At 45.2% G+C, this 6,401-nt stretch carries 6 protein-coding genes; 2 read left to right on the top strand and 4 right to left on the bottom strand.

Annotated elements, in window-relative coordinates:
• Positions 1-3: 3 nt before the first annotated feature.
• Positions 4-468 carry a VOC family protein gene (locus ACEW8F_RS08160; RefSeq protein ID WP_373482978.1) on the top strand — a complete coding sequence of 155 codons (465 nt, stop codon included), beginning with the start codon at positions 4-6 and terminating at the stop codon, positions 466-468.
• A gap of 165 nt (positions 469-633) precedes the next feature.
• Positions 634-1,209: an N-acetyltransferase family protein gene (locus tag ACEW8F_RS08165; protein WP_373482979.1), complete on the top strand. Its 576-nt coding sequence runs from the start codon at positions 634-636 to the stop codon at positions 1,207-1,209.
• Between the two features lie 279 nt (positions 1,210-1,488).
• Here ACEW8F_RS08165 and ACEW8F_RS08170 read toward each other — a convergent pair whose 3' ends face one another.
• The 4 genes from ACEW8F_RS08170 to ACEW8F_RS08185 all read right to left on the bottom strand — a co-directional run bounded on the left by ACEW8F_RS08170 (position 1,489) and on the right by ACEW8F_RS08185 (position 6,355).
• The gene (locus ACEW8F_RS08170) at positions 1,489-2,295 is read right to left on the bottom strand and encodes a methyltetrahydrofolate cobalamin methyltransferase (RefSeq protein WP_373482980.1); all 807 of its coding nucleotides are present in this window, start codon (positions 2,293-2,295) and stop codon (positions 1,489-1,491) included.
• A gap of 9 nt (positions 2,296-2,304) precedes the next feature.
• Entirely contained in the window at positions 2,305-2,934 is a 630-nt protein-coding gene (locus ACEW8F_RS08175) for a B12-binding domain-containing protein (RefSeq protein ID WP_373482981.1), read from the bottom strand.
• 97 nt (positions 2,935-3,031) lie between these two features.
• On the bottom strand, positions 3,032-4,549 hold the full coding sequence (locus ACEW8F_RS08180) for a BCCT family transporter (protein ID WP_373482982.1): 1,518 nt from the start codon (positions 4,547-4,549) through the stop codon (positions 3,032-3,034).
• Positions 4,550-4,762: 213 nt separating this feature from the next.
• Complete coding sequence (locus tag ACEW8F_RS08185; protein WP_373482983.1) at positions 4,763-6,355, bottom strand: BCCT family transporter; 1,593 nt, start codon at positions 6,353-6,355, stop codon at positions 4,763-4,765.
• Positions 6,356-6,401 lie beyond the last annotated feature (46 nt).

Below are 6,401 nucleotides of genomic sequence, written 5' to 3' on the forward strand. Positions count from 1 at the left end.
GATATGAAATTTGAAGCAGCCATGCTGGTGGTGGATGATATTAACCGGTCCCGGGCTTTTTATTGCGATGTTTTTGGTTTAGAAGTGGTGATGGATTTTGGTGAGAATATTACCTTTGATGCGGGGTTTTCTCTGCAGGAAAAAGCTCTCTGGGCAAAATTTATTAATACCGAAGAAACGGCAATTGTCTATCGGGGCAACGATATGGAAATGTACTTTGAAGAAGAAAATCTTGATAATTTTTTAGAGCATCTGAAAAGCTTTGAAGCTATCGAATATTTACACGATATGGAGGAAGCCGCCTGGGGACAACGGGCCATCCGCTTTTATGATCCAGACTATCATATCATTGAAGTGGGCGAAAGTATGGCCAAGGTTTGCCGGCGTTTTCATGACCAGGGCATGACCGTGGAAGCAATTGTCGAGCGGACCATGATGCCTGCGGAAGTGGTTAACAGTTTTCTATAAATTAAGTTTGATTTTATTGTCGAATTAAAACGGCGCATTTAATTAGTGTATTTAATTTGAATAAAAGAGTCCCTTCAGACAGAAATTTGAAGGGATTCTTTGACGTTGGTCTTAAAAATGATATAATCAAAAACAAGATAAAATTAAAGAAAAGAAGGATGCAAGATGCAAGCAGACATAACGATTCGGATCGCAAAAGCAGCAGATATAGAAGCAATACTGGGTATTTACGCCCCCTATGTCAGAGAAACCGCGATCACCTTTGAATATACGGTGCCGACCATTGAAGAATTCAGGGAACGCATGAGAAAAACATTGACGAAGTACCCTTATCTGGTGGCCGTACAGGAAGCGGAACTACTGGGCTATGCCTATGCCTCAGAATTTAAAAATCGGGCCGCCTATGACTGGGCGGTGGAAACCACCATCTACGTCAAATCGGACAGCCGCAACAGCGGGGTTGGTAAAAAACTATACCAGGCCCTGGAGGAAGTCTTGAAGCAACAGAATATCTGCAATCTTTACGCCTGTATTGCCTATCCCAATCCCGGGAGTATCGGTTTTCATGAACACCTGGGCTACCAAACCATTGGTCATTTTTCAAAATGCGGCTATAAATTTGATACCTGGTACGACATGATCTGGATGGAAAAAATGATTGCTGAGCATGATCGGCATCCGGAACTGTTTAAACCGATTACCGAACTGCGAGAGTGGGACTCGCTGCTGGAAAATTTATAACTTTTCATTAGCTGCTGAAGGCGCAGCGTTAAACGAAAAATCTCCGCACGTTGAGAGTACGGAGATTTCAGACTGTCAAAAAAGATAACCCAGTACCGACAATTGTTACATCATGTTGTACGCATCGGAGCGGACACGGCATCGCCTGTCCGATTCCGCGGCGAACAACAGATTAACAATTGGTCGGTACGGTCGTTTATCGACAACCTCAAATCTCCGCACTGTGAGAGTACGGAGATTTTTAAATATTAGAGTGTCTAGTATAAGATTATGTGCTGCTTATTTTGCCGCTGGTCCGATTTGTCCGGCCCGATAGGCTTTGCTGTATTTCCGGCAGTGCCGATCCTGTCCCATCAGAGCATAGGTGGCAAAAATGGTGCTCATCATTTCCCGGTTCAGCGGATCCAGCACGGCTGAATCCATACCGGCCTGAATGGCAAAAGCCATGCCGGTTTTATTCAGCAGTGACCGAACTGGCAAGCCAAAGGAGATATTGCTGATCGCGCCGGTTACATGGATGGTTGGATACATTTCCTTGATCGCTCTGATTTCCTGGGTGAAATTAAGCAGGGAATTGTTTTCAGTTGATAATGCCATCACACAGGGATCGATATGAATACGATCCGGGGTGATCCCATAGTGAGCGGCTTTTTCGACCATCGTTCGGGTAATCGCAACCTTGGTTTCAACATCGTTGGGGATCCCCTTGTTATCGCAGGTAAGTCCGACCACCTCCCAGCTATTGCCTTCCATCAGCGGTAATAAAATCTCGCATTTATCGCCTTCTTCGGAAATGGAATTCAGCATCCCCGGTTTATTGGCATATTTGAAGACCGCTTCAATCACCCGCGGATTGGGGCTATCAATACAAAGTGGCGTATCGGTGGCATCCTGAACCACTTCCATCAGCCATTTCAGGGTTTCAATTTCAAATTCCGGAGCAGTGCTGGCACAAACATCAATAAAATGGGCGCCGGCAACGGTCTGCTGGACAGCCCGGTCAGCGATAAAGGTGGCATCTCTTTTTTCGATGGCTTCTTTGACAGCCGGGATCGAACCGTTAATTTTTTCTCCAATAATAATCATGATCGCCTCCTAGACCCAACCCTGGCAAATCTTCACGCCTTCAGCCGCATTGGTGGTGAAGGCATCGGCACCGACAAATTCACAGGTCTCTTTGGTGGTCGGGTTACCGCCGATAATGATTTTGGCCTCAACCCCGGCTGTTTTCAAGCTTTCCACCGTTTCTTTCATGGAGTCAATGGCCAGGGTCAAGACGCCGCTCATCCCAATAATCTGAGGTTTTAGTTCGGTTGCTTTGGTAACAAACTCTTCAACCGCCACGTCAATCCCGATATCCACGACTTCAAAACCGGCCGCTTCAGACATGCTTTTAAAAATATTTTTGCCGATATCGTGTAAATCCCCATGGACGGTACCCAGTAAAATAGTGCCCTTGATTTCGGTGGCACCACTGCCCAAAACGGGCTTTAAAACATCAATGGCTTCGGTTAACAGTTCTCCGGCAAAAATCAGATCGCCGACAAAATAATCGCCACTTTCGAAAAGATCGCCGACAATTGCCATGCCCCCCTGACAGGCCGCAACTGCTTCTAAAGCCTCTGTTTTAGAGGGATTCGTGGTGGCAAATTCTTTTAACATTTCCAGTACCAGTTCTTCTTCCAAATCACCCAATGCTTGCGTTAATGCTTTTAAATCTAACATATTTATTTACCTCTTCTATTTATAATAATTTGTTTTGCGCAACAATGCGCAAATGTTTTTTAGCTGTATTGTTTTTACGATCGGTTAAGTTAACCCGTTATTCTTTCATTGTTGCTTCGGATAACATTTTTAAACAACTGATGACAATGATGCTGTAGATCAGACAGGTTGGTAATGCCAGGATCACCGAAAGGGCCTGAACCTGAGCTAACGAGCCATTGAACATCATTAATACCATTGGAATCGCCGCTAATGTTACGGCCCAGAAGATCGTCAGTTTTTTACTGGGACGCCCATCTAAGGGGACTTGTCTTGAGGAAACCATGGCCATGGTGTACGCAGCGGAGTCAAAACTGGTGGCCATGGAAAGCAGTGATGCAATCAACAAAACAAAGACAAAAACTCCGCCAAATGGCATCCTGGCAAACAGATCAATGACCGTCGCCGGACCGCCATTTTCGCTCACCCCTTTGACAACATCAACAAGGCCACGTAAGTGCTGATCCAGGCTGTAATTGCCAAGGATCGAGAACATTGAAAACGACCCTAAAAAGCCATAAAATAAGCCGCCGAAGATGACCTGCCGGATGGTCCGGCCCAGGGAAATTCTGGCAATGAACAGTCCCATGAAAATCGAATAGGAAAGCCACCAGGCCCAATAAAAGACCAGCCAGGACTGCGCATCACCACTGTTGTTGACGGGATCCAGGTAGGTGCTCATTTTAAAATAATTATCCAGCAGCAGCCCCAGCGAAGTTGTTTGCATATTGACAATAAATGCCTTATTGCCAACCAGAAATACATAAATAATCATCAGCAACATCAGGATAATATTGATATTGCTTAAAATCCGAATCCCTTTCTTCACGCCATTGTAGGCCGATACCGTAAAAATAGCGGTAACCACGACAATCACTGAGAAACGTAACATCGGGGTATCATCCCAGCCAAAAAGTTGATTTAGGCTGGCTGAGACCAGTGGTGACCCGATCCCCAGCGCAGTGCCAATCCCCCCTAGAATGCCAAAGAGAAAAAGAATGTTGATCATTTTTCCGCCGATTCCGTCGGCATATTTTCCCAATAGTGGTTTACAGGCGATGGCGACATCAAAGCGTTCATTTTTTAAATTATAACGCAGAAAAGCAAAGGCCACAGCGGGGATCAGATAGACAGCCCAGGCTGATACGCCCCAATAAAACAGCGGTAAGGTAGCCGCATACTCGGCCGCTTCAGCGCTTAATGGATTGATTCCAAAAGGTGGTTTGATATAATGAAACACCCATTCAATGGTACCCCAATAGATAAAGCCGGCGGCCATCGATGAGCAGAACATCATCGCCGCCCAGGAGAACTCACTGTATTCTTTTTTTTCCTGGCCCAGTCGAATCGGGCCAAATCTGCTGACACCAATGTAGATACACAAAAATAAGGAGATCAGCACAATCCAGACATAGATAAAGCCAAAATTAGTCAGGATATAATTGTTCAGCGAGTCAATCACAAGTTTGGATTGATCTGGAGAAATAAAGAAGTAGGCAATTACAATGAATACAAAGGCCAGCACGGTCATGATCATACTGTAATTTGTATTTGATTTAGATGATTTCATATCCATTCATTTCCTTCTAGCAGGATTTTTCAACACGTTAACCGTTATCATAGCAAACGATTTTTTCAGTATATCATATGAATATAACTTCTTCGACACCTTTTGCTTCCGTTAATAATTAAAACCAGAGCAGCCGGTATCGGTTCATTGCATTTGCGCCTGATGGTCTTTATCGCTCCAGTTTTTTTCACACGTTTTGATTCATGGTGGGGATTGGTGTTAAAGAGTTTGTGGTTCTTCGATGGTCATTACTTCCGCGTCAATGTTGTCTGGCGAATTAACCCAGCCATTGGTGCGGATATCCTTTAAAAATGACAAGGTCATCAATGCGATGATCAACAGTGCCGGGATGCCGCAAATAACCGTAATGGTTTGGAAAGGCCGGATCCCGCCAATCATCAGTAAGGCGATACTGATCACACCAATACAGATTGACCAGAAAATACGAATCCAGATTGGTGGTTCCTGACCGGCTTTTAAAACCTTAGTGGTGGCCATGGCCATACTGTAGGCATTGGCATTTAATAATGTCTGCATACAAATGTTGGCAAAAATGAATAAAACTGGCATTAAAACAACGGCAAAGGGTAAAAATTTCCAGACAGCCGCAATGGCAGCACCCTGTCCGCCGGTAGCCATGACGGCCCCCAGATCCAAGCCCTCATTCAAGAAGGTATGAATTGAAAAGCCCTGGAACACTGCGAAAAACATGTAGGTACCGATGACGGTTGAACCGATCAAACCGAAAATCAGTTCGCGCACGGTCCGGCCCCGGGAAATTCGTCCATAGAAAGCACCATTTTGAATCGACATGGTAATGTACCAGGCAAAATAGAAAACGGTCCAGCCCTGCGGCATTAAGGATTTCGCATAAGGGTCGGTATTGGAGATCAGGTGCAGGGTATTATTCATTACCATGCCCAGTCCGTCAGTAAATGAATTTAACATAAAGAATGTCGGTCCAAAAAGCAAGACGAAAACGAGAATTCCAAAGCCCATATAAACACGGATATTACTGAGTAAACCGAGCCCTTTTTTAAGTCCGGCGAACAACAGCACTGCCATGATTAAACTCCAGAGCAGGATTAATACCACCGAGATGATAAAGGGCGGCTGACTGCCGGTCATATTGGCAATAATCGCCACCAGCGTCGGAATATTGACACCAACACAGGTAACAACGGAAGAGAGCATGGAAATTACAAAAATGATGTCAATTATCTTTCCGAAACCACCGTTGGATCGTTTGCTGCCAATCAGTGTGGTACAGGCGGTGCTGGGCAGCGAATCAGCTGATTTTTTACAATAAAACTGGTAGGCAAAAACGACAGCAATCAGGGCATAGCCCATATAAAAAACCGGGCCCCAGTGGAATAACGGCAGCATCGCCGCCTGGGCAAGGGCTTGTGGGGTAGCGGTTTCTACACCCCACATCGGGGTCTGATAGGAATAGAACCATTCAACCGTGGTCCAGGTGAGGACTCCCAGGCCGGCCGCTCCGGTAAACATCATTCCCAGCCAGGAAGCGGTGGAATATTCCGGCTTTTCATTGCCAAACCGTTTTTTCCCCAGCGGACCAAAGGCCAAAAACAGGACGACTGCTGATAAGGCCATAAAATACCAGCTGAACATCCAGGCAAAACTGTCGGTGGTAAAGGCAAAGGCAGCTTGTAAAATCTCTCCGAAAGCTTCGGGATTGGTCATAACCACGGCGCTTAAAACGACGGTGAAAATCAGTGGTGGAAAAAAAGTCCAGCCATTAACCGTTGAAAAAATCGAAGCCTTAGCGGGCTTCTGCATTTCTTTTTTCATTTCTTCTTTGATATATTAGAATTTAATATATCTTCTCCTTTCAAAG

It is taken from the genome of Acetobacterium sp., assembly GCF_041752335.1.
Taxonomy (GTDB): domain Bacteria; phylum Bacillota; class Clostridia; order Eubacteriales; family Eubacteriaceae; genus Acetobacterium.

Excerpts from the sequence above, each read along its gene's own strand:
- ACEW8F_RS08160 (WP_373482978.1), top strand. The coding sequence starts at position 4 with ATGAAATTTGAAGCAGCCATGCTGGTGGTGGATGATATTAACCGGTCC.
- ACEW8F_RS08165 (WP_373482979.1), top strand. The coding sequence starts at position 634 with ATGCAAGCAGACATAACGATTCGGATCGCAAAAGCAGCAGATATAGAA.
- ACEW8F_RS08170 (WP_373482980.1), bottom strand. The coding sequence starts at position 2,295 with ATGATTATTATTGGAGAAAAAATTAACGGTTCGATCCCGGCTGTCAAA.
- ACEW8F_RS08175 (WP_373482981.1), bottom strand. The coding sequence starts at position 2,934 with ATGTTAGATTTAAAAGCATTAACGCAAGCATTGGGTGATTTGGAAGAA.
- ACEW8F_RS08180 (WP_373482982.1), bottom strand. The coding sequence starts at position 4,549 with ATGGATATGAAATCATCTAAATCAAATACAAATTACAGTATGATCATG.
- ACEW8F_RS08185 (WP_373482983.1), bottom strand. The coding sequence starts at position 6,355 with ATGAAAAAAGAAATGCAGAAGCCCGCTAAGGCTTCGATTTTTTCAACG.